Source organism: Paraburkholderia phenazinium, from assembly GCF_900100735.1.
Taxonomy (GTDB): domain Bacteria; phylum Pseudomonadota; class Gammaproteobacteria; order Burkholderiales; family Burkholderiaceae; genus Paraburkholderia; species Paraburkholderia phenazinia.
Map to the genome: position 1 here is coordinate 30276 of NZ_FNCJ01000001.1, position 21418 is coordinate 51693.

General features: G+C 59.1%; 15 protein-coding genes. 4 read left to right on the forward strand and 11 right to left on the reverse strand.

What is annotated here, in order from left to right:
- Positions 1-1693: 1693 nt before the first annotated feature.
- On the reverse strand, positions 1694-2212 hold the full coding sequence (locus tag BLQ92_RS00145; protein WP_143016481.1) for a hypothetical protein: 519 nt from the start codon (positions 2210-2212) through the stop codon (positions 1694-1696).
- A gap of 474 nt (positions 2213-2686) precedes the next feature.
- Positions 2687-2887 carry a hypothetical protein gene (locus tag BLQ92_RS00150; RefSeq protein ID WP_090680303.1) on the reverse strand — a complete coding sequence of 67 codons (201 nt, stop codon included), beginning with the start codon at positions 2885-2887 and terminating at the stop codon, positions 2687-2689.
- Positions 2888-3024: 137 nt separating this feature from the next.
- Between BLQ92_RS00150 and BLQ92_RS00155 the strand changes: the two genes are divergently transcribed.
- Positions 3025-3546, forward strand: coding sequence for a hypothetical protein (locus BLQ92_RS00155; RefSeq protein WP_090680305.1), 522 nt, complete (start codon positions 3025-3027; stop codon positions 3544-3546).
- Positions 3547-3840: 294 nt separating this feature from the next.
- Here the strand turns inward: BLQ92_RS00155 and BLQ92_RS00160 are convergent, their stop codons facing one another.
- The 6 genes from BLQ92_RS00160 to BLQ92_RS00185 form a co-directional block, all read right to left on the reverse strand.
- The gene (locus BLQ92_RS00160) at positions 3841-4065 is read right to left on the reverse strand and encodes a TraB/GumN family protein (protein WP_218133025.1); all 225 of its coding nucleotides are present in this window, start codon (positions 4063-4065) and stop codon (positions 3841-3843) included.
- Between the two features lie 277 nt (positions 4066-4342).
- Positions 4343-9034, reverse strand: a complete 4692-nt coding sequence (locus BLQ92_RS00165) for a hypothetical protein (RefSeq protein WP_090680307.1) — start codon at positions 9032-9034, stop codon at positions 4343-4345.
- A 417-nt stretch (positions 9035-9451) separates the two neighbouring features.
- Positions 9452-10846 (reverse strand): CD-NTase-associated endodeoxyribonuclease Cap4, encoded by a 1395-nt coding sequence (cap4, locus tag BLQ92_RS00170; RefSeq protein ID WP_090680309.1) that lies wholly within the window; start codon positions 10844-10846, stop codon positions 9452-9454.
- Positions 10843-11310, reverse strand: coding sequence for a M67 family metallopeptidase (locus tag BLQ92_RS00175; protein WP_090680312.1), 468 nt, complete (start codon positions 11308-11310; stop codon positions 10843-10845). Before BLQ92_RS00175 ends, cap4 begins: the two co-directional genes overlap by 4 nt.
- Positions 11285-13012, reverse strand: a complete 1728-nt coding sequence (locus BLQ92_RS00180) for a ThiF family adenylyltransferase (RefSeq protein ID WP_090680315.1) — start codon at positions 13010-13012, stop codon at positions 11285-11287. The genes BLQ92_RS00175 and BLQ92_RS00180 overlap by 26 nt, the downstream gene beginning before the upstream one ends.
- Complete coding sequence (locus tag BLQ92_RS00185) at positions 13012-14010, reverse strand: SMODS domain-containing nucleotidyltransferase (protein WP_090680317.1); 999 nt, start codon at positions 14008-14010, stop codon at positions 13012-13014. The genes BLQ92_RS00180 and BLQ92_RS00185 overlap by 1 nt, the downstream gene beginning before the upstream one ends.
- Before the next feature lie 284 nt (positions 14011-14294).
- Between BLQ92_RS00185 and BLQ92_RS00190 the strand changes: the two genes are divergently transcribed.
- Complete coding sequence (locus tag BLQ92_RS00190) at positions 14295-14681, forward strand: helix-turn-helix domain-containing protein (protein WP_090681809.1); 387 nt, start codon at positions 14295-14297, stop codon at positions 14679-14681.
- A 4-nt stretch (positions 14682-14685) separates the two neighbouring features.
- The gene (locus BLQ92_RS00195; RefSeq protein WP_090680319.1) at positions 14686-15555 is read left to right on the forward strand and encodes an ImmA/IrrE family metallo-endopeptidase; all 870 of its coding nucleotides are present in this window, start codon (positions 14686-14688) and stop codon (positions 15553-15555) included.
- A gap of 255 nt (positions 15556-15810) precedes the next feature.
- On the opposite strand, the gene BLQ92_RS00200 is transcribed toward BLQ92_RS00195, so the two are convergent.
- Complete coding sequence (locus BLQ92_RS00200) at positions 15811-16437, reverse strand: plasmid fertility inhibition factor family protein (protein ID WP_090680322.1); 627 nt, start codon at positions 16435-16437, stop codon at positions 15811-15813.
- A 59-nt stretch (positions 16438-16496) separates the two neighbouring features.
- On the opposite strand from BLQ92_RS00200, the gene BLQ92_RS39795 reads away from it, so the two are divergent.
- The gene (locus BLQ92_RS39795; protein WP_176860719.1) at positions 16497-16634 is read left to right on the forward strand and encodes a hypothetical protein; all 138 of its coding nucleotides are present in this window, start codon (positions 16497-16499) and stop codon (positions 16632-16634) included.
- Positions 16635-16656: 22 nt separating this feature from the next.
- Here BLQ92_RS39795 and BLQ92_RS00205 read toward each other — a convergent pair whose 3' ends face one another.
- Both BLQ92_RS00205 and BLQ92_RS39800 read right to left on the reverse strand, forming a co-directional pair.
- Positions 16657-20550 carry a hypothetical protein gene (locus BLQ92_RS00205; RefSeq protein ID WP_090680324.1) on the reverse strand — a complete coding sequence of 1298 codons (3894 nt, stop codon included), beginning with the start codon at positions 20548-20550 and terminating at the stop codon, positions 16657-16659.
- 327 nt (positions 20551-20877) lie between these two features.
- The gene (locus tag BLQ92_RS39800; protein ID WP_176860720.1) at positions 20878-21054 is read right to left on the reverse strand and encodes a hypothetical protein; all 177 of its coding nucleotides are present in this window, start codon (positions 21052-21054) and stop codon (positions 20878-20880) included.
- Positions 21055-21418: the final 364 nt, after the last annotated feature.

Here is a 21418-nt window from a genome sequence, read left to right on the forward strand (position 1 = left end):
GCCGCTGGCGGAGTCAGCCTCGCCGGGGTGCCATACAGGAAAGCGACACGCAAGTTTGTCTCGTAAGAAGTGCGGCTTGATCGGCCATCAGAGCATTCGCTTCAATCACATTTCAATGACACGTCCGAAGCGTTGCCTGAAGTTCGCGGACGTCCTTCCTGCATCACGAACAGTCAATCAACTATCCGACCATGACCATCGCCTCATGGCCGGTCCCTGTTTGACGGCGATCGGCAGCACGCGACCCGTTTCCGCCACTGGCCTTTCCACAAAGCAGTCATTCTGAGCCACGGCAGAATGGCAGAATCCAGCAAGACGGCCCCGCGCAGGCTGCATGCGCCCCTGAAGTCCGTGCCAAGATATGTAGCAGGGGGCGTCGAACGAGGATTCTGGCAAGGTTCGCGGCCGGGGTATGGGCTCCGTCGTATGCTCGTCGATGGAACGGGAAGCAGAAGGGCTGCCTGCGCCCCGCGGAGCACAAGAGCATCCACACTGACCGGATCGTACTTGTTCCTGGCCCGCCAAACGAAAATCCAAATGACGGCGGACATTGGGCGTGGTGGAATCACAGCTTCGACTGGATGGACCGGCACAGCCCTTTCTGTTTTTCGTAATGGCAATGAAGGTGGTCAAGCCAATGCTTTCGTGGAGATCTGCGTTCATTGCAGAATCACATGACCGAGCTGTCCGTCTGCACGTGCTTGATAGACCCACATTTTCCACATGAAAACATCAAACGGAGGAATTTTTTTTAAATAGACCTCTCGGAACGATGAGGCGATCGGCAGTTTAATACGCGTGATCAATTTATAGAACCTCCTGAAATTTCTGGCTATGTTAATCGATATCAACTTTCCTCAGGGCTCGCACCCGTTCGTTGATTAACGCCGCAAATTATTCGGGTCCATCGGTAGCCCGATACATCGAACACCATTGAATCGCCACAAAGGCCAAGTTGCACCGCTTTCTTTGCGCGGCACTACCAGTTTCTTGCTCTTCGAAGCCACTGATGAAAATCCAGCATCGGCGGTCTGCTCACACATCGACGTCTCCTCGACGCCCACACTTTCCAGCGCGCCCAGCTTCTATTGTCAGCCCGTGATTCAAATAGACCAGCACCCGCTTGACGGTCTGACGCCCGACCGCTGCCACACCGCATGGCGGGGGATCTCGGCGGCTCATCCGAAATCGTGAGATCTTGCGCTAGAATTACTGTATGTTTATACAGTACTTTTGGAGCTTGATCGTGAATCGCACTGACGCGGCCGCTCAGCAGATACGCGCCCCCGGGTGAACGGGCGCGCTCCATCGATGCTGTCCTCGACTCAAGTATGTATTCGGAGGCGGGGGGAATAACTGAGCGACGGGTGCATCTCCTCAGCCTAAATGGTTTTGGGGGACATGGCATACCTGAAAACCTGTACATTTATACAGTATCGTACACGTGTTCGTCCGCCAGGAACTGGCACTTTTAGTCGGAGCGCTGGTCCATCCAGGTACCGCTGATAGGGAGCGTCTCAGCCAGCGGGTGGACAATGCTTTAAATTCGCGCTCACCGTTGGCTGGCGAGATCGATCAGCGCCGAGACGGTCCCGAGCGCTTCGCGATAATCTTCTTCGTTCTCGATGAGACGCACGGTCATGGCTCGCCCCCGGGGGAAATGCTGCCACTGCACTCCCGCAGTGATCGGGATTTAAGGGAGATCCGGACTCTGCCCGTTGAGCCAGTCCGACCAATCCCATGCATAAATGCAGTCACCGCAGCCATCCGGGTCGAACAATGGCAAGCACCACATCCGCCACCACTCCCTCAGTTCGTCCTGCAAGGGCTGGGGCACGTCCGCTATCCGCACGGCACACGGCTCGCCTGCGTCCTCGCTTACGGGCACGACACGCTGCAGAACCTGACGATCGTCCTGGGTCAGGGGGGTATGCAGACCCAGCGCGAACCGGAGCCGTCGTCGTTCCCATTCCGGTTGCAGAAACCGGCGAGACCCGAAAGCGTCAGCGCTCCAGTTGTGCTTCGCCACCATCGTTCGTCGGGCGCCAGCGGGTAGACCCAGAACATGCTCCATCTCGTAACGTTCGACGCCGCTCGCCAGTGCGAACAACTGGTCGTCGTCCGGCGTGCCGGGCGCCGGGTCAAGTCCAGCCAGATCGAGGAGCGTCTGTCGAGCTTCGCGATACTCCTGGCCATTCTGGATGAGTCGCACAGTTATGGTCCTGCCTACACATGAAATGGTGCCAGTGTACCGGCCCGCGGGCCATTCTGGGCGGGCCGTAGCGGCGTTGTCCCGGGTTTTACCCATTAGACACCATTCCGACAATACGAATTGTCAGAGTAGGTGGCGAGTTCGGACCTTGCCCTGAACGCTTTGAATTTCATCGACGACGGGCCGGCTGTGATGCCCAGCTCGCTGCCGCCAAGGCCGGCGAGGCGGGCCGCGCGATGGATGTCCGTGCGCGCGCTTCGGCCATCGCAACCAGTGTATCGGCGACGAAGGCCACCGGCAGGTCCGGATTGTCCTGCACCACCCTCCTCTGACTCGCGCGGGACACGGGTGCGGGAAACGGTACGCGGCGGATTCTCCGGCGGGTGGCGCAGGCAATGCTAGTCATTGAACCAGATCCTGGGCAGGGGTCTCAGGGTTCACCGTGTCCATTCTTCCCGGATCGCCTGCTGATACTCAAGCCCGTCGACTCCCGGGTACGAAGCTGCATCCAGCACCCGCGCGGCAGTTTCGATCCTGCGGCGCTGCCCACGACACCATCAGGCGCGCGAGGCGCACCACCGCGCCGGCTGCGACCGCCAGGCGGATCAACATCCGTAACAGAAGCGGCTCGCGGGTGTCGGCCTCGATGGCTGCGCCGGCTTTCTTGATGCCCATGTACACGCTTCCCTGAACAGCCTATCGTAGCTACCGATTTAACCAGCCGGGGACGACAGTTCGCGGGGGAGTTTTCGCGCACGCGAAAATCGTAGACCGCAATAGCTGCGTCATCGCCGTTACCGATAGGAGATTCCATGGCCCTGCCAAACCGTCGAACGTTCTCGCTTCAGACCCCCGCCGATCTTTACAGAAAACTAAACTTCGAAGCCCTGGAACTCCACAATAATCCCCCCGACGACCTAGAGCAGCGTGCGTACGCGGTCATGAACGCGATTACCACCGCATGGCAGATGAAAGATTGGGTCTACGAGGCGCTGCGCGAGGCAGGTGAGCTCAATCGCCTGAACGAATTCGCGGGCCGCATCATTCGGGGTAAAAAAGACTTCGGTACGTTCTTGTGCGAAAGCAGTCCGTGGATGAACGTATGCTTTCAACTTGCCACTGCCGCCAAGCATTTCGACGTTGGACAAGACGCCGGCATCGAAGTGCTTACCACTATCGAGTTTCAGGTCGCCCCGGAGACCACCCCGTCCACGAACTGCGCGGGCAGGATGAAATCATGGTCCGAACGCCCCGCAACAGCATCTCTGGCCCCGACCTCGTACTATTGCTCGATTACATCTGGTCGCGGGCGCTACCGCGACTTGGACTTCTAGACCCGGAGGTGGCCGAGTAGACGAACTACGCTTACACACTGCACTGCATCCAAGAATGCAACGTCACAGCTCCCGGTTTAGCCAACCGGCAACACTGCGACGACGAACATCGGTTTCCGCCGCTGCCGAACGCGCCCCGAGCGCTCCACGTGCGCATCACGCCAATGTGCTGCGCGACCACCCACCGCAGATCGCCGCTCGCGTCGTAATACGACGCCGGGCGCCGTATCCTCTTCCCGTCCGCCGATTTCATATCTTCATCTCCCGGGGCGCGTTAGCCTGCGGATGCCTGGGTCAGCAGAAGATCGGCTTGACCGTATAGCCAGCCGACCGCAGCCGGTTGATCAGCCCGCTAGGACCGGGCAGATGCATGGCGCCAACCAGAATTACCGCCCGCCCTTCGTCCAGATGCTGGCGTAAGCGCGGTATCCAGGCGGCTTTGCGTTCGTCGACCATAATATGGTTCATCGCCGCAACCCCATCGGCGCTACCCACTGAGATATCGAATTGCTCACGCACGGATTGAATCCCGGCCAAGCCTAGGGCCGCAGCAATGCGGACAGCAGATCGTGCCCATGACTCAAAATGAGGCGCAGGTCGAAGAATCGAAACCGGTCATTTTCCGGGTAGATTTGCCGACTCGCATAAAAAATTGTCCGCGAGTTGATAGCGGTGGCCGCATAAACGCACGCTTAGCTTGCTCCCCCTACTACGAACATCGAATGGCGACCTGAGCTCGCATTAGTTAGCCCGAGGCCCAGACATCGCTTCAGGCCGATCCATCACACGCAGTCTGCTAATCCCGCCGTGTCGCGTCGATGCCCCATGGAGCGACGCCAATGACAATCCTCTGGCCTAGGAACGTCTCGTTGAGGTTCTTGTCGCGCGATTCAGCTTGTTTTTTTATCGATGATCGATTGATCAAGGCATGTGCAATTTTTTCGTCGCGTAACTCACCAATATCGTCCGACGCTGTTACGTCGCGGCTAAGCCAAACCGATGACCGTCGATCGCACGTCTGCAGGAAGAGAACCCACGTGGCATATGCATCTTCACTGCTTTGCGCAGCAAGGAAGGCGCGCCACCAGTGGCGGGCCACCGCATCGTTCTGACGCCGTCGCGCTGCGCTTCGCGTCATCTCCTCGATCGAGCTTCGAGCAGGACCGACCGGCCAGTCATCCATCGCTCCTGAGTCGTCACCGGTGAGAAAACCGCTGAGGACGATCGCCCGTTTCTGACGCCAGACATACGGTGATCTGCGGTCGACCTCAATCTGCGCCTCAAGCCAGCGGCGCCGGCCATTAAAAATCGCAGCGAAGGCGAGTTCACCCAGCCCCTTGTCGGTCGAGCACCTGTGAAGATCGATCAGCGATGTCCGTAACGTGTCGGTAGCTGACGAATCCGTGGCTCGAAAAGCGATGTGAATGAGTTCGTCCACACCACCTTCCCCGATGTGTTGCACTGCCATGAGTTGCCTTAGCGCATGCCAAAGCTGGACTCCACGGCCCGGGTCATGGTTCAAGAGGGTTTCGCAAATAGCAAGGAAGGTTGTTTCGGCTAGGCGGACGCGCCGCTTGAAGTCCTTGGTGAGCCGATCAAAGCCCTCAATCCAATGGTCGAAGATCTCCGGCGCGTGTGTCCAAACCGGCGTGAGGTCATCAACGTTGATGTTGGCAAGATAGAGGCTTGCACCGGCTGCCCGGGCGTCGTCGATACGCTGACGCGCTGTCTCGGTCGCACGCTTCCAGGCGCGCCGTTGAGCCTCCAGATCTTGAGCCTCCCGGAACGTTGCGAACTGATCATCGCTTGTGTTCTCGCCCTTTCGTAGCTGCAAGGTATAAAACGAAGGGTATTCGAGCCACATAGAAAGCTCGATCGTGAGGTCGGATCCCGGATCTGGCTCGGGCACCGCGCCTGCGGTCAGTACGTCCCCAAAAATCGCAACTGCGAGGCGAATGTCTACCGGGTCGCTGCCTCGCAATCGCGCTGCCTCCAGTAGGCGCCATGGCGCGATGCGCGGTGCGAGCTGCTCGAACGGCACGGAAGGCGCGCCGGAAATCAGCGCGCCAGAGCCGTAGTGGTTGACCCAAAAGTGCTCCTCGCCCTTCCATGTCCAATCCCACTGGATCAGAAGTCGGCCGAAGCGCTCGCCGTCGGCACGTTCGAGCGTCCGGAATGCGATTCCCCGGTCCACCTGGTCATCGCCCCGGGCCTTTATTTCCAGCCAGCTCCATATGCGATCGCTCAACGCTGAGCCGTAAAAGGACAGAACGCAGAGTAGGTCGTGCTGCTGCTTTTGAGTTCCCTGTCCGAAACGATCGAGTAGTGCATCCCCGGCCTCCCGAGTTGGCACCGAAACCACATGAGAGAAGTCGGTTAGGACTGTCTTGAGACCGGCTTCAATCATGCGCGTCGCTTGGGTCAACCAATCCTCGCCTTGGACTTCGACGATCAGCAGTTGGCTTGCCGCATAGAGTTCGTTTCCCTCGTCGCTCTCGGCGAATTTTGTGCGTAGGGCGCTCGCTGAATCGCGAGACGCTTCGTCTGAAATTATCAGCTGATGCGTCGCGCGAATAGCCCGCCAGTATCTTTGTTCACGCGTTGCGTCCTGCAGCGTCAGCAGCTTACGCCGACCTATGTCCGCCAAAACATCGGGGGCGCAGCGAGCGAGGACAGGCTCAATCTCCTCGAAAGCGTGATTCTCAACAGTGTTGCCTCCGGCGCTGTCAAGCTTGGATGCATCGATGGAGCTTGCGGCACTGCGAACCTCCGCGACCACGCACGCGGGCGGGTTGAAGTTCGGATTCAGCCAAAATGGCTTCGCTCGCCGAAGACGCGCGTGGAGCGGCCTTGCCCCGTCGGAGAGGACGTCGTCTGCATGCCGGCGCTCAAGCGGGAACACGCTCGTCGCGGGAGACGCGACATAGTCGCTTTCGTAGCACCAGCTTCCATCGAGTGTAGAGTCGATGTCCCGAGCTGCGATCTCATCAGCTTCGTATCCGGTGAGGAAAAGCAGGCGTCTGGCGAGTCGCGCTGGCAAATCGGGACTAATTCCATGTTCAGGACTGCGCCCTTGGATCGCCGCCGCGAGCCGTCGAAGCTCCTCGGCCGTCGCCTCTGGATCGGCTTCGTTGAGGACGAGTAGCCATCGAAGGCCGTCCAAACCGGCATTCCCTTGCCCAACTGTTTCATTGATTGTCGCCACTTCAATCAATGGGACTGCCGCCGCTAATGGAAATCCGTCGAGAATCGATGGAATCGTTTCGTGAAGAATGCCTTCGTCGAGGTCGACGAATATCATCGCTTGACCCAAGACTGTCAAAGGACCGGATTTGTCGACGCCGACGTGGTCGATCAAACGCTGTGCTCGATGTTCTTCGAAATCCTTGGTGTTACCGACGTCGCTGTCGCGAACGCCTCGGGAAATGATCCGCAGCCAGGACATCGTCCGCTTTACGATGGCCGTCCGGGCCGGGACATCAGTGCGAGGAATGGCACGCAACGCGCTGGTGGCCCAGATCCTTGCAGACGCCTGAGCATGCGATGCAGAGTGTTCGATGGCATCGAGTAGCGGACTAACCAGGTTCGCCGATAAGGCTGCAAGCTCGCTACGATGGTGATCGGTGAGGTTCTGAGTTTGAAGCCAGGACGTGACCAGCGCGCCCGCAATCGGCGTTTCCGTCGGGTCACCCCGCTCGATCAGGATCGCCACGGCCGCACGCAGTATCTCAGCACGCTGATCGAGTCCGGCGATGGGGTCTAGCCACTGGGACAGTGCTGCGTCAATCACGTCGTAGGTCTCGCCGTTACGCGTCGCGAGTTCGGTGAGCAGAGCGGCTGCCAGCGAATGGGCGACAACCTCAGGCAAAAATTCAATTTTCCCCATTGGCCCGGCACGAGTAAACCGGCCATCGACAATATCACTCAGGCGTGCATAGACTTCGCCAGGAGTGAGATCCGGCCGACTCACCGCTTCGCCAAGCGTCTTCAACGTGAAGGCGCTGACGCCGCTTCTGAGTTCGAGTGCAATATCCTGCAGATATTGCTGCCATTCGTTGTCACTAAATGATCTGCCCGCGCGTTCGCCAAAGCTGTCTCGTCCATATTCCCAAAGCAGCCGGTGGACCGTAACCTTGTCAGCGTCAATCAGCCGGTCTCGTAACCGAATGACGAGTTTGAATAGCCGTGGGGTGCGTGCCAGATCGACCAGATCCGGATGCAGGCTGGAGCGCGTCAATCCTTCCAGGTCCAGCATCTGATCCAGTTCCCCGCCGGGTTCGATTCCGTAAACATCGACGGTCGCCTTGACGGCCGGCTCGACCAAGCCTTTCAAATTGGCTAGTCTATCGGTCAGGAAATGAGGGCGGGTGCTGACAATGGACCGTACGCGGCCAGCGAACGTTGGTCCTTGGAGCACCTTGAGAACCTGAACCCATGGCACCGAGGGTTCTTGATTGATCCCGTCGAAGACAGCAGTGAGCACGGGACCTTCATCGGTCGGTCGTGCGAGGAGTCGATCGAGTCGTCGAATCCAGTGATCAACGGTTCGCTGCCCGGTCAGCTCATAGCAACGCTCGGCGAAGAAGCGCTTAACCGCCATCTCGGACACCGATTTCAAGGCAGCGGCGGCCGACGACGGCACGACGAAGATAATGGGATGCTCCGAGGTGTGGTCGACGATCCAGTCGAGCGTTGACCATGTCTTCCCTACACCGTCGGGTCCGACGACGACCATTGTTGCGTCGTTTTGAGCGCGACCTATCCACCAGGCGTCGAGCGCTTGGCTGACGGCGATCCGCTTAATCCTTTTGGACTGCGCGCCGCCGGCCGCATCTTGACCAAGCTCAGCGTTTGAAACCCTCGACGATCTCCATATCTCGTCGAGCTTACGGTGCGACTTCAGCCTCAGCGACTCAAAGCCAAGGCTCCACGATTGGAGATCACGTTTGATTTCCTCGATTGCGTCGCCGGCGAGGGGAGCTAGTTTGCGAGCCAGTTCGCCAGCGTCGGCGGAGAAAATTTCACCAACAATATCCGGATCGGACGCACAGAGGGCCGCGAGCGTGGAGAGTCTGTCGTCAACCCAACTGAAAATGATGACGGGCACGCCAAGGCGCTCGCCGTGCTGCTCCAAATCCTGTCGAAGTTGCTCGGAGACACTCCTAGTCGCGACCAGAATCCACGCCTCGATGGCCTCATCCCGAGCGACGGCTTGATCGATTTCCCCTAGAAGCTCTCGATCTTTGTTAGATGTAGTCTCCCGATATTTCTTACATTCGATGCGAAATCGTCGACCCTGGCGGCCTGCAGGACCTGCATCCGCGCCATGTTGGAATCCGGATTTCGCGATGGCGACTTCAATTCCGAGCAACTGGCCAATGAGCGCCGCCGCTAAGTTCTCCAACTGCTTTGCGCGTGGCTCCTCATTCAGTGCGGCCTGAAGGCAACGCTGAGCTTCTCTATCCTGATCCGAAAAGAAGTCCGTCATTTGAGTCCGCCATTGAAGCGCCTTGGGCGCCTAGCACTATACCGACACGTTAAGAAAATCTGCTTTTCGGCACACGTGCCACTGGAAGCGTAGCCCCCGAGCGTCGGCTGCACCGAAGCACGATGCAGAAGGAAGCCCAGCATGTTCGACACTTTCTGTACATCGTCGAATACGATCAATATCATAAGTTGCGTATCAATAGAGTCGTAACCACCGAGTTCAATCGCTCGTGAACCGTCATTTCGATTCCTGCTGATCGGGCAGTGCATTGGTCATAGCTAGCGAATCGGGATAGGATCGACCGCGGCACGGTATCGGGGACAGCTTCAGCCATGCAATTCCCATCGTAAGGGCAAGTCAGGTGCGGGCCAGTTCGACTAGGAGCGCTGGATGCATTGCTCCTGGCCAGCCGGTACATCAGGGTGTCAGCAGGCAAGTTGCCACGTACGAATTGTCCACCCAGTCGTAGAGCTGGATGCAGCCGACCGCATTGAGGCGATGCCCCAGCATCATTGCGAAGTGCGATGGCGCCTTGATAAAGAGATGGATCACGTCAAGCCGGTGACAGGAGCGGAACTCGACCAAGGCAGACTTGGCCTCCGCCACAGCCCGATTCAGCTTCAGCGCACTGTCAATTACATCGGAGCTCGTGAGCTCCAGACGCGGCGCCCGCGCCAGGTTCCCCGCGATCGCAACTGCGACGTCCGCGTCAGCGCTCGTCGGGAACGCGATACTCACCACGCCCTCCTTCATTCCGTCGTCGCCGCGGGACAAACCATCGGTAAAGAACGGGGCCGTCTCCTGCACGTGCTCGTCAGTTCGAAAGTGCGCGCCGTTGTGTTCGATGTCGAGGATGAAACCTTTGGTGGCGCCGAACGTGTAGCCTAACAAACAAGCCAGCGAAATCCTCTGCTTGCTTGAGAGAGCGATCGTAGAGCGTGGGCGGCTGCGTTTGATGAACTCGCCAATTGCCGCCGCGCGAGCGGAAAGGTGCTGCCAGTCAGTCATCTTTAACGTCGCGCGGGCAGGCCCGTTGAACGGCTCAACGATGAGACAAAGTTCATGCACCGACGCAACATCGGCCAGACTCAATAGGGTCGGTGTTTTTTCCCAGATCGCGGTGTCGCCGGCCAGCACTCCGAGTAAAGCAGCCTCTATCTCCCCGCGCATCACGGGTCCACGCCCTGAGCGCGTCACCAGCCGAACGCAGTGCTCCCGGAACGCGGCTGCGTCCTTGGCGCGCAGATTGATGCTCGGCAAGCAGCATTCGATCTCTCCGGAGAATGCCGCATGCGCGTTCTCGTCAGCATAGGTGACGAAGTCCACCCGGTCGACCACGAACTGGGCCAGCTCACGCGGCTGCTTTTTATCCACGATCCATTGGATGATCTCTTCCCGAGTCTGGGCCAGCATCGGCGAGTTTGCATCGTAGGAAGAGCCCACTCCGCGCAGGCGTGAAATCATGGCGACCAGGGGCGATGTGTTGCTGTTGAAATCGCGACACACCAAGACGAAGCGCGGAAACTCAGTTGGCGACGTATCGTGGACCTTCTTGAACTGGCGGATTTCGTCCCAGAAGACGCTCCACGATAGAGCGTAGCTTTTGGCTTCAAAGAAAGTGCGCACGGTGATGCCGTTCATGCCGAAGTAGCAGACCTCGATATCGCCAACCGCCTCGCTCACGACGTGACTGAATGCGCCCTGCGCAAGCCAGCGAGGAAGGTGCTGCAGCACAAAAGCGTCCTGATACCCAAACCCTTCCCGTGCGATGGCGCCGCCAGTGGACTCGTTTGCCAACAGACTTGCTTTCATTCGATACCCTCCAGGTCGAGGTTTGACAGGTGCACGCTGCCATCAGGCAGATAGGTATGCGCACTGCCTTCGAGTTGCTGGCCGCTAAGCCGAAACACGAGCAGCACTACAAAGTTCGCCCCAACGCGGTGGTCTGTCGCGAGCTCGCGCATGGTGGAGTGGTCCTTCGGGCTGGGCTGCACGCTGAAAAGCGGATGCGAGTGCCACTCGCCGAGGTAGTTGAAGTGCCCAAAGTTGTCGCCATGCGAACGGCAGTACATCTTGATGGCTTTGACTACTCCGCCCAGGCGGCGAACGAACGTGGCGACAGCGCCAGTCTGGTGCACCGTAAGACTGCGGACGACGAAGTGGTTCGTGCCGACGTGCTCGCCGAGCAGCACACCGCCGCACTCCCGATGTCCGGCGCGTCGGAGAGCAGCAATGAGGAGCTCCCGTACCTCAGGCGGAACCGTTACCCGCAGCACCTGCGCCCCCGTTCACGGCGTTCAGGAGCTCGCCGATGGTGGCGACCTCATCATCAGTCAATGGCGCTGGAGCACCCACACCTGCCGGGCCGGGGCACTGGATAGGGATGGTGTCGAACGGCTGCTTGAATTCCCAGAATTTCTTGAACCCGAGAAGGTAGGCAGCGACCGGGTATTCCGACTCGCCATCGCTGCAGACCGCGTCCAAGGCAAAAGCAGTGATGGCGGAGGCTAGGTAGCTCACCTCTGCATCGCCGGCAACGAGGACCTTGTCATCGGTGTTTAGTGCGTAGCGGTTGGCTTCGGCGTGTGGTACAGGCTCCATGGTTCCCATGACCCCAAAGATGTGGGTGCGAATGCCTAGCGGGTCAGCATCCCTACCCGGCCTGCTTCGTGCCATCAGTGCACCGAAGCCACCGGCAAAAACTTCGCCCCAGACCAGCGGCACCTGTGCGCGCTGACACACAGCGGCAAGCATCAAGAACGCATCCGAATTGGCGGTTGCGTCGATGACCAGATCGCTACTGCCGATTAGCTCGGCCAGCCGGGCTACAGCGAGCGGATTTTCCTGGCCAGCCACTTCGAACGGCAGTGCTACCACGTTGGCGTCCAGTGCAACAAGACGAATGCGCTCGGCAACCGCTTCGACCTTCGCGAATCCTACGCCCTGCCAGTCGAGTTCGTTGCGCACGAGATTCTGCGGCAGCAGCACGTCGGCGTCGATCAGCCCGAACCTGCGCACGCCTGAACGGGCCAGGGAGACGGCGACCTTGCTGCCCAGCGACCCGAGGCCGACCACGGTCACCGTCAGCGCACCCAATTTGGCGTACGCTGGGGGCAGCCGCGCCTGCTCGCTTGCGCTGGCGTCGATGACGGCCAGTTCGATCACCGGGACAGGTTCGCCCGGAGGCACGAAAAAGGCGCGGACGTGGTGCTGGGTGTCGCATACGGCGATCGTTTTGTTGCTCACCTCGGCGATCATCCCCCCTCCATTGCTGACAAGGTCCACCAGTTCGTCCAGCGTAGTGACCTTGGAGCTGTGCGTCTTCGACATTGAGATGGCCCAGCCGCTGCCGGTATTGGCCCCGAGCGAGACCGGCATGCCGGTCAGTCGCTGCGTCGCGTCATCGCCCACCTCGGTCACAAAGGTCAACTCGCACTCGCCCCGCCTGGTCGTCGCGGTTTTCATGGGCCACGCCGGCCCGCCCGATGCGGTCGCCAGCCGCTCGACGAACTGTGGCGTCACCAGGAACCGACGGCTTTCACCACGCAGAGCCTGCCCAAGCGTTTGGTGATGTCGCGATGGAGCTGGCGGGGTCCGGTGCAAGGCTACCTGCAATACCTCGCTCCAGAGCAGCTTGTTCGCGCTTCGCACCAGCTCGACTCCAGTGACGCTCGGGTCCCAATTGTCCGGACCGCGCTCCAGACACAGCACGCCGCTGCCAAGGTACTGATGTCCGCTCCAGGACTCACCCGGCCGTTGGGGGCGGATAAATGCTGGGACATCTGGAAAGTAGCGTGGATAGACCAGCACACCGTCGAAGGTGCCGTGCAGCAGCGTCAGGGAGAAGCGCAACTCCAGCTCGCCGTTGGTGGTGGCTCGCCACCCCTGCATGCGAAACCATGCTACCTCGTGCGCAAGGGCATCAAGCAGCCGCTTTTCCCGCGCCATGCGCTGGGGCTGGTCGACCAGCAAGCTCATCAGGCGAACCCCGCGTGCTTATTGGGCAGGACCGGCGTTGCGGGAAAGGTGAGGCCCGCGCCAACCGCGGGGCGCAGCAGCGACGATGCCGCCGACTTGCTGACACCTGCGGCAGCCGGGAAGCGCGGCCCGAGAATTGCACGCCACAGCCTCAGGGCTTCGTCATCATTGGTCTCGTTCTTGGCCTTGCGCGCCAAGACTGCGTGCTCCTTCACCATGTCGTAGAAGATCTTGAACTCTTCGATCGTGACGTTCGAGAACACGTTGCTGCCTGGCACGCCCGGGTCCTCCACGAACGGCACCTGGCCGAGCAAAACATGAAGGCTGTAGGCGTCTCGAATGCTCTCCAGCGCCTCAACGAACAGCGTCTCGTAGTTCACCTGCGAGCAGCTCATGTGCTTGGCGACCAGGCACTCGAGGATGAAGCCTTTGGGTCGGCGCAGAGCCGACAGGTGACACCGGCGCCACCACTTTACGATCTTCACGAGGGGCTTGAAACGGCCACCCGCGCCGCGATTAACATCGACGGTCCACTGCGTGTGGGCGCTTGGATTCGTAGTTAGCCACCTCTTCAGCTCGACGTCAGGGATGAGGTAGGCGTCTCCATCCTCGATAACCGGGACGACATCCATGTCGACGCCAGCCAGTGGCACCGCGATGGAGCGTCGGTTGACTTTCAGATTCTTATAGCCCGCATCGACAAGCGCCTGATGCAGGGCGTCGAGGACGTCGTGCGGATCATCCTCCCCGGAGTGGCTGGTCACCACGATGATGTCGACGTCCGGACGCTGAAGGATGCCGCCAATCTTCTGGGGCCGGATGGCCGTGTCGCGCTTGTAGGAGCCCGACAGGAACGTCTCAACGTGCAGCTTCGAGAGGTTTTTGTCGGTGCGCAGTGCTTCGCGCAGCGTGTTGTGCGCACTAGAGCACGTGTTTACCGTCGAGGCTGACGGCTCGATTTCCCAGAGGAAGTCAAGAAACTGTTGCTGCGTCGTCATACAGGGTCCTACTGGCAAGTTGTTGCGTCCAGGGCCACGCTATGGCACAGTCTGTTGTTCTATACAGACAACGCGGCCTAACAATGCCAGCAGACGGACTTAACGACAAGGAATAAGGGTTTTATGGCTTCCGTTGTCTGGCTGGACAACATAGTAGCACAACATGCGATGCCGTGGGATGGGGCGCAGCTTCCCGCGACCTGTTATGCTTTTAGGCAATGATTGCGGCGGCAGCGCGAGGCTCCGCCCGGCGTCTGCTGCACTCGCTCATTCAGGAGATTTCAGTGGCACAGACTGGCTTAGGCGTTGCGCTTCGGACGCTTCGCGAGCGACGGACGCTCTCACTTCGAGAGATGGCTCAACTCTCATCCGTCGATCATGCATACGTTCATCGTTTGGAGACCGGCGAAAAAACCAGCCCGTCCCCGGAACTGATCGGTAAATTGCTTAAGGTGCTCAAGCCTGCCGAACGCGACGCTGAAATAGTGAAATGGCTTGTCGATCATGCAGATGCCGACGCAGAGTTGGTGGATTACGTGTTGAGCCACCCGGACATCACGGTCGACATCTTTGCCGCGGCCGCAGGTGTTCGCCATCGCGGCAATGCTCGCCCGGACCCCGCAACGCTCATCACCCGCATCAAGCGCGCGTTCGAAGACGACGACGAGTAACCTTATGGACGAAGCCCAGGTTCAGCAATGCGCCCGCAACTTCATCTCCGACCTGGAGATCAAGGACGTGCGCGACGACCTGTCGGTCTACGTGAAAGCCGCCAATGCAAAGGTCGTCAAAGAAGAGCTCGGGAAAGGCGAGTCTGGCTATACCATCACGAAGCCCAATGGCAAGCACGTCATCACAGTGAACTCGTTGGAGCCGGAGGAGCGACAACGCTTCACCATCTGCCACGAAATTGCCCACATCGAATTGAAGCTACCTTCGAGCCACGAGGAAGTTCCCTCGTGGTCGTACGCGAAGCGTCACATCAACGAGGTAATGTGCGACATCTTCGCGGCAGAGTTGCTGATGCCCTACGTGCAGTGGAGGGCGCTGGTGCCCAAGACTGAGCCCTCGCTGGATGTGCTTGAGTACATGGCCAGCCAATTCCGTACCTCGTTCCCGGCTGCTGCGTCACGCTATGCGAACCTCGCGGACGTGCCTTGCGCATACGTGACCATGGAGCGCGGCGCGATACGATACGCAGCTCGCTCGACGTTGCTGCGTAAGGTCGGCGCCTGGATAGCGCCAAAGTCGCCTATCCCACCTGGCTCGGTGGCACATCGGTTGCGTGAGGGTGGGGTAAGCCAGGTGGACACTGGTGAGGTGGCGCAAGACATCTGGTTCGAGAACTGGGACAAGGGGCTCGATCTCAGCGAGCTTGCTCGCCACTACGCGAAGTCCGACACGACCGTTGCGCTGCTGTGGTTCTCGGAAGAAGACCTGCCCGAAGTCGAGACGACGCGGTTTGGCGCCCGCGTCGTCGAGGACGACGGGCTGAGCGAACTTACTGGAGAGTTGACTTGGCCTGGCCGAAACAGGCGTCGTTAGCGGTGCGCATGCCTAAGACCGAGAAAGTTCAACATCACGCCGATCTGTCGCGCAGCAACCCCTACCTGTATAAGCAGGACGAGTAGCGCCACCGCGAAACCGAGGAAAAGCACCGCATTGACTGGTAGTCGCCGCCAGAAATTGTACAAAAAGGTCGATTACGCCAGACCAGCTTCCCGGACACGCGGCCCAGCTTCGCAGTTGCGTTCAGCTGGAGACCTGGCCATCCCCGTGGTTTCCCGACAAGATAACGGGCTACCTGATTGCGTAGCGTTGCCGGATGCGCTCCTCATCAGCCCGTAATTCTTCGAAATATTGCGCATCGGTGGGCTCCGGGAGAAGATCGGCAACTGTCCTTGGGACGCTACCTGGCAGCCCTGCCAGCCGCTGAAGCAACGCCGCATCTTCCGCTCCGCACTCAACCGGGAATACGCGTACGCCCGCCGTGAGTAGCCAGATAGTTCGCGTGATGCCATTCGTGAAACCGAGCAGGTTCGAAGGTGGCCCTTCCCGCCACTCAACATTCTTTCGAATACCGAGATAATAAGACCTCACTATCTTTACCTGTTCAACATATACACCACACGAAACAGAAGCGAGCGGCACCGGATTCCATTCACCTTCGGCGAAACCAGCTTCGGCATGACGAAACTTGTAGTCGGACGGCCAGTCTTTCGGGCCAAGATGCGCGACTTCGGGATGGCTGCTGTATGGCTGCCGCCAGAGTTCCAGAAAGCGGGTTGCGTCTACCTCGACGACCACAGCCTTGCGAACAGAAGGATCGGCGACGGACATAAAGACGTGGCCGCGCGTGACGGTAGGAACCCGAAACACGGCCCGCCGTTTACCGGAAATTCTTGCGATAGTGTGGAGCGTTTCCATTATTCGTTGATCCTGACACGTAAAACCAGCCCGCCTGCGCAGGCCGCGACGAGTTCGCCGTGATGACGTCGATTCCGCCGATCAAAATGAAACATCGACCCACGATCATCGGACCTGGATCGCAAACGGGCGAATGGACTCTTGGCCAGCGCCTGTTGCGCAAAAAACCGGCCGATGGAAAGCACCTCATCGACTGATCGGCCAGTCAGGTCACCGCCGTCATGAATCGGAATCCGCTCCTTCAATCTTCTTCTCCCATGCGATGCGCTCATCGAGTTTGCGGCGCGTTTCCTTCGCCCAAAAGGAAAGCTCGGAAATTCTATGGCCGTACCAGCTCTCGAGCGGAACGAAATAGGCCTCCAGATAAGGGACCAATGAACCCGACCAGGCGCCAATATGGAGTCGACCGTTGAGCGCGTCACGAAACGCGGCGTGCTCGCCGTATCTGGCCGCGAGCCCTTCCATGGCCGGATGCCAGGCGGTATTTCCGGCATCATCCTTTTCGAAGAGCGGATAGAATTCGCAGAGAAACGGCGCGCGCGTTGGCGCATCGGCATCCGCCCACTCGAAGCACTCTGCCTCGGGAGTACCGAACAAGGGACCTGCGCCGTTCTCGCTATCTCCATCGCGACGATAACCCCGCCTCGATTGACCTATCAGACGAGTCAGGTGAGTTCGCTCGGTCGGGGTAGCGCGCTCGACAAATCGGGCGACTACCTGCCACAGCGCGAGCGGCCGTTCGGTGACCAGAAGTTTGACGATTTTCCGGACCGGATCATCAAGAGCATCGAAAACCTCGCCGTCGCCGACTTGGCAGAGACGAACAAACTGCTCGCCCAACTTTTCCACCCAGCGGTCATCAAGCCCCGCGTGGTCGCGAATCGACCTGACCATGCTTTCGAAAAGGTAGCCGTCCCGGTTGCCGCGCCTGACTTCCCCAAGAAGCGTCGGTGATGCGAGAATGTTTTTGGCGCGGTCGACCAGACCAGAATCGAAATCACTTCGAGTGTGCTGATACATCGAGATGATTTCAAGGGCAGACCAGGCACCTTCCCCTTTGTGGTTGCTCGCCAGTTCGTCGACCAACGGGAAGATCTGATCGGCCTTCAGGTGGGCGAGCCCTTGTCCGTAAGACAGATAGACGCACTGAGTCGCAGCGAGGGTACCTGCCTTGACGCTCTCGACGATTTCAACGAGGCGCTCTACCGAGATTTTCACGGCCATCCGGATTTCGATGGCTCTCGCCTTCAACGCGTCGCTGGCGAGCGCCAACCGGACGCACTCATCCGCGACACTGCTGTCACGCTCATCGATGCCTCCGAGCAGACCCCGAAGGAATCCGCCCCCCCCCAGATCAGTCGAGTCGCGAATCACATCGAGCGCGAGCTTGAAGGTCGTCATCGGGTCAGCGACATTCCTGGCCAGTTCGTAGGCAAACGGATGGGCGTTGTTGAGCTCCTGAGACGCCATTTCGCGCACCGAACGCACCACCAGCTCCTCGTCCTGCGCAATCAGCACTGCAACTTCTTTAGCCTTTCGTGACGGGTATTCGAAGTCCAGAGTAGTATTGTCACTCCGGTCGTATTCCACATCGGGATCGTAGAGGTCGCTCACCCAGAACTTTGTGTAGAGAAGCGCGAGATGAATCAGATCAGTGGGCATCAATCTGTCATACAAAGCCCTCACCCGTTGCTGGAATTCATCTGGAGAGCCATTGCGGTCAAAGTAGAGCCATAGTCCGACCGCCTGGATTCCTTCGAGCCAGATTCCCCGCCGCTGCGCGACGCCATGCACAGCCGCCTCAATGTCCGCGATAAGGGGTTCGCAGATAGTTCCCCGCAGACTGGCAGCGAGAACTTCGTCGTAGCGACTTTCAAAAGACCTGTGTGCTGCGCGAATGCGCTCAAGGGTATCGAGGCTTCGTCGATGGAATTCGAACACCTCATCCCAGGTTTTGGGATACCAATCCCGCAGGGGCGGTTGGCTGCCGATTTCCTCCGCGCCTGCGATTCGGGAGGAATATGTTCGGCTAAGGCTAGTCGCGAGCGCTTCGACGCACACGCTAATGACTCGCTCGTCGCCAGATGCGATGCCATGATCGACAACAGCGAACCTTTCCGAAGGTTCTGCCTCGGTTCCGCTGAGTTCTATCTGGAGCAACTGCTTGAACTGACCCGTCGCGTTGTTACTCCAGCTCTCGGTCTCCACCGCGGCGAGACGCATCAGCAGATGGGCCGCCAAATGGAAAGACTGACGGCGAAAGACAAGTCTTCCGAGCACCAGAACGAGATAACGCCGTCCACCGCCGAGCTCCCGAAGCTCGTCAAGCGGCATTTCGCCGAAAACTCGCCGGACAGTTTCAGCAGCGGCGTCCGGTGCCACATGAGATAAAGCGTGCAGACATTGGGCTCCGAACTCAGAATTCAAGGCATCCAGCACTCCGAATCGTCCTTCGCGTCCTAGCAGCTTCTCAGCCACCGCTACGGCGGTGCGCGTCCGGTCAAAATACCGCCACTGCTCTAAAAACGCGCGAACCAGCTCGTTCGGGGCAGACTCGATGAACCGCAAGATCGTTCCGGTGCGCAGTAGCTCAATTCTTCTGGCGCCGAGAAAGGCAGCGATCGGAAGTGGCTGCGCGCGAAAGAATGAGCCGCGGCGGTCAACCAGTTCATGCTTCGACGCAGCGGACAGGTGTTCATACATTTCGTCACCGGACTGCCGCGCGAGCCCTTCCGCAACGAGATCGAGCTGTGCGGCCACGTCCCCTTCTGCCCCTACGCGATCGAACAATGCCAGGCATTCGATGGCACGTAACTGATCCCGGTCGCCAAGGCCACAGCCCGTCACGACCCGTTCGACAACATCCTCCATCGACTTAAGTGCCGGCATGCCGCCCAAGTGATTGTCCGTGGCAAGAACGGCGATTCGCGGGAACCCGCCACAGAGATTCTTGAGATACGAGATCGTTGTACCGTCGGCGTTCGGAGCCCGTTGCCGGATGATCCCTTCAACAAGCGAGTCATCGCTTCTCGATACTGAAATATTGAGAACATTCTCCGCAGCAATCGTGCGATCGTCGATATCGATAGTGATCAGTCGAAGTCGGCTATGCGTATTGGACACGATGTCGACCAGAACGGCCGCAGACTCACGCGGGCATTCATCGACAACGATTAGCGCCGGAGCGCCATGTCCAGCCATAGCCGCGACAACCTGGTGAAGGCGCTCTTGTCCAATGCTCCGAAAGTCGCAGTAGATCGCTGACACACCTGCGATGGCTCTTTCTAAGGTGTTCCGGTCACGGAAGAGCTCGTACACAAAGCGGGTCTTGCCGATCCCGGATGGACCGATGACTCGAACACACCGCTTCGGCTCGGCAATGTGCTCAAAGATCCGTTCCCTTGCTTGATGTGAACTCAGCGCGTCGCCGGTTTGGGCCTTCCCGTTGTCAGCGTCGTCGATTGCATAGCGGGGCGCCTCGTCATCAACGAGCTTGATCGCGCCAAAATCGGTTCGCCGTCCCCAGCCGTCGATCGTCTGAAATCCGCCTAGGGGAAGGCCGTTCTGTTCTTCATTCAGCCAAACCGCTACGGCCGGGTGTTGGCAGACCCAGGCGGCAATCTGGTTGGCATCGTAGATAGTGATGGACACCAGATCGTCCGGATTCGCACCGGCCTCCCGAATTCCCTCCCTGATTCCAGAAAGCCGCCGGCTAAGCTTGTTGCCAACGATTGGTGCCGAGGTAAATCCAATATATGCACCGCGCCCAGCGATCGCGGCCGAAACCGCATCGTTCAATACCCGCGGCACGCCGTCTTTCTGCGAGGCCTTTGTCCACACCTCCTTCCTCCAGCCAGCCGGTGCAGGATCTGTTGCTTTGGACTGGAATACATTCATGCGACAAGGGAGGTAATCGGTGTCATCATTTCCGCCGGTCCAGTGCACCCGAGCATCCTCCCCACCATCCGCGATGGTGATCTGCAGGGGCGCGGAGACGCCCCGGAGGGCTATTCCGGCACTTTGCGCTTCGGCATGAAGTAGCTTTCGCAACAGTTCGACCAGTTGCAAGCTATTCAGAGATTCAACCTGGGAGGGTGAGATATCGAAGATCATTTTCAGTGTGCTTGTATCGCGAACGACTCAACGCCGTCACGCCGATTCCGTCAGAATTGTGTCCGTCACTCAACATCGCTCTACTGCTCGCCATCGGACAACTGCCAGCCGCACCTTCTGTTCCGTCAACGCGTTGGTCCTGTTATCGACTCCCTGGTGGATACCGGATTTACTCAGTCAGCAAGGCATGTTGCTGCGCGTCGTTCAACAAATCGTCGTAGGTTCGTATCAGGAAACCTGAGTCCCGGAACATGTTGGACATGCTTAGATGTCGGTTGCCGTCCAGTGACTTTTCCGGCGTCCGAACAGGACGCTTGCCGATCAGCATCAGGTAAGTAACCCGGACTGCGCATCGGGCGTCACCCGGCGCAACTGGTCCGTTGCAGACGTGCTCCCCTGCGGCGGCTTCGCCGGCAAAAGGACGTCGCGATGAAAAGCCACACCCGGGCCCACACGCACCAGTTCGTCGGTTTTCTCCGGCCTCCCGCTCACGGATTGCTGCATTTCATTCCTCGACTGATACCGCGCTGCCACGCTCGTCCCGAAACGTTCCACAAACGACAATCACGCCGTCCGGCAAAGTCCTGAACATAACATTGTTAGCCTTGATCGACATGCCACTTCCGTTTCGCCAGTGCAGATTTGAGAGCCCCCCTCCGACGAAGTGCAACGTATGAGACGTCGTATCGTGCATGGGCGCGACGTGGTGGCTCAGCACCCGCGAGAGATCGTCGATCTGGACCCGCTGGATGAGTTAGAACCAGAGCGGCGCGAGATAGCGGATAAAAGCGAGATCGCTACGCGGGAAAGGTTAATTGGACACGGTCGGGCCATTGATCGCGATCGAGCGGAAGATCTTGCGGGCGGA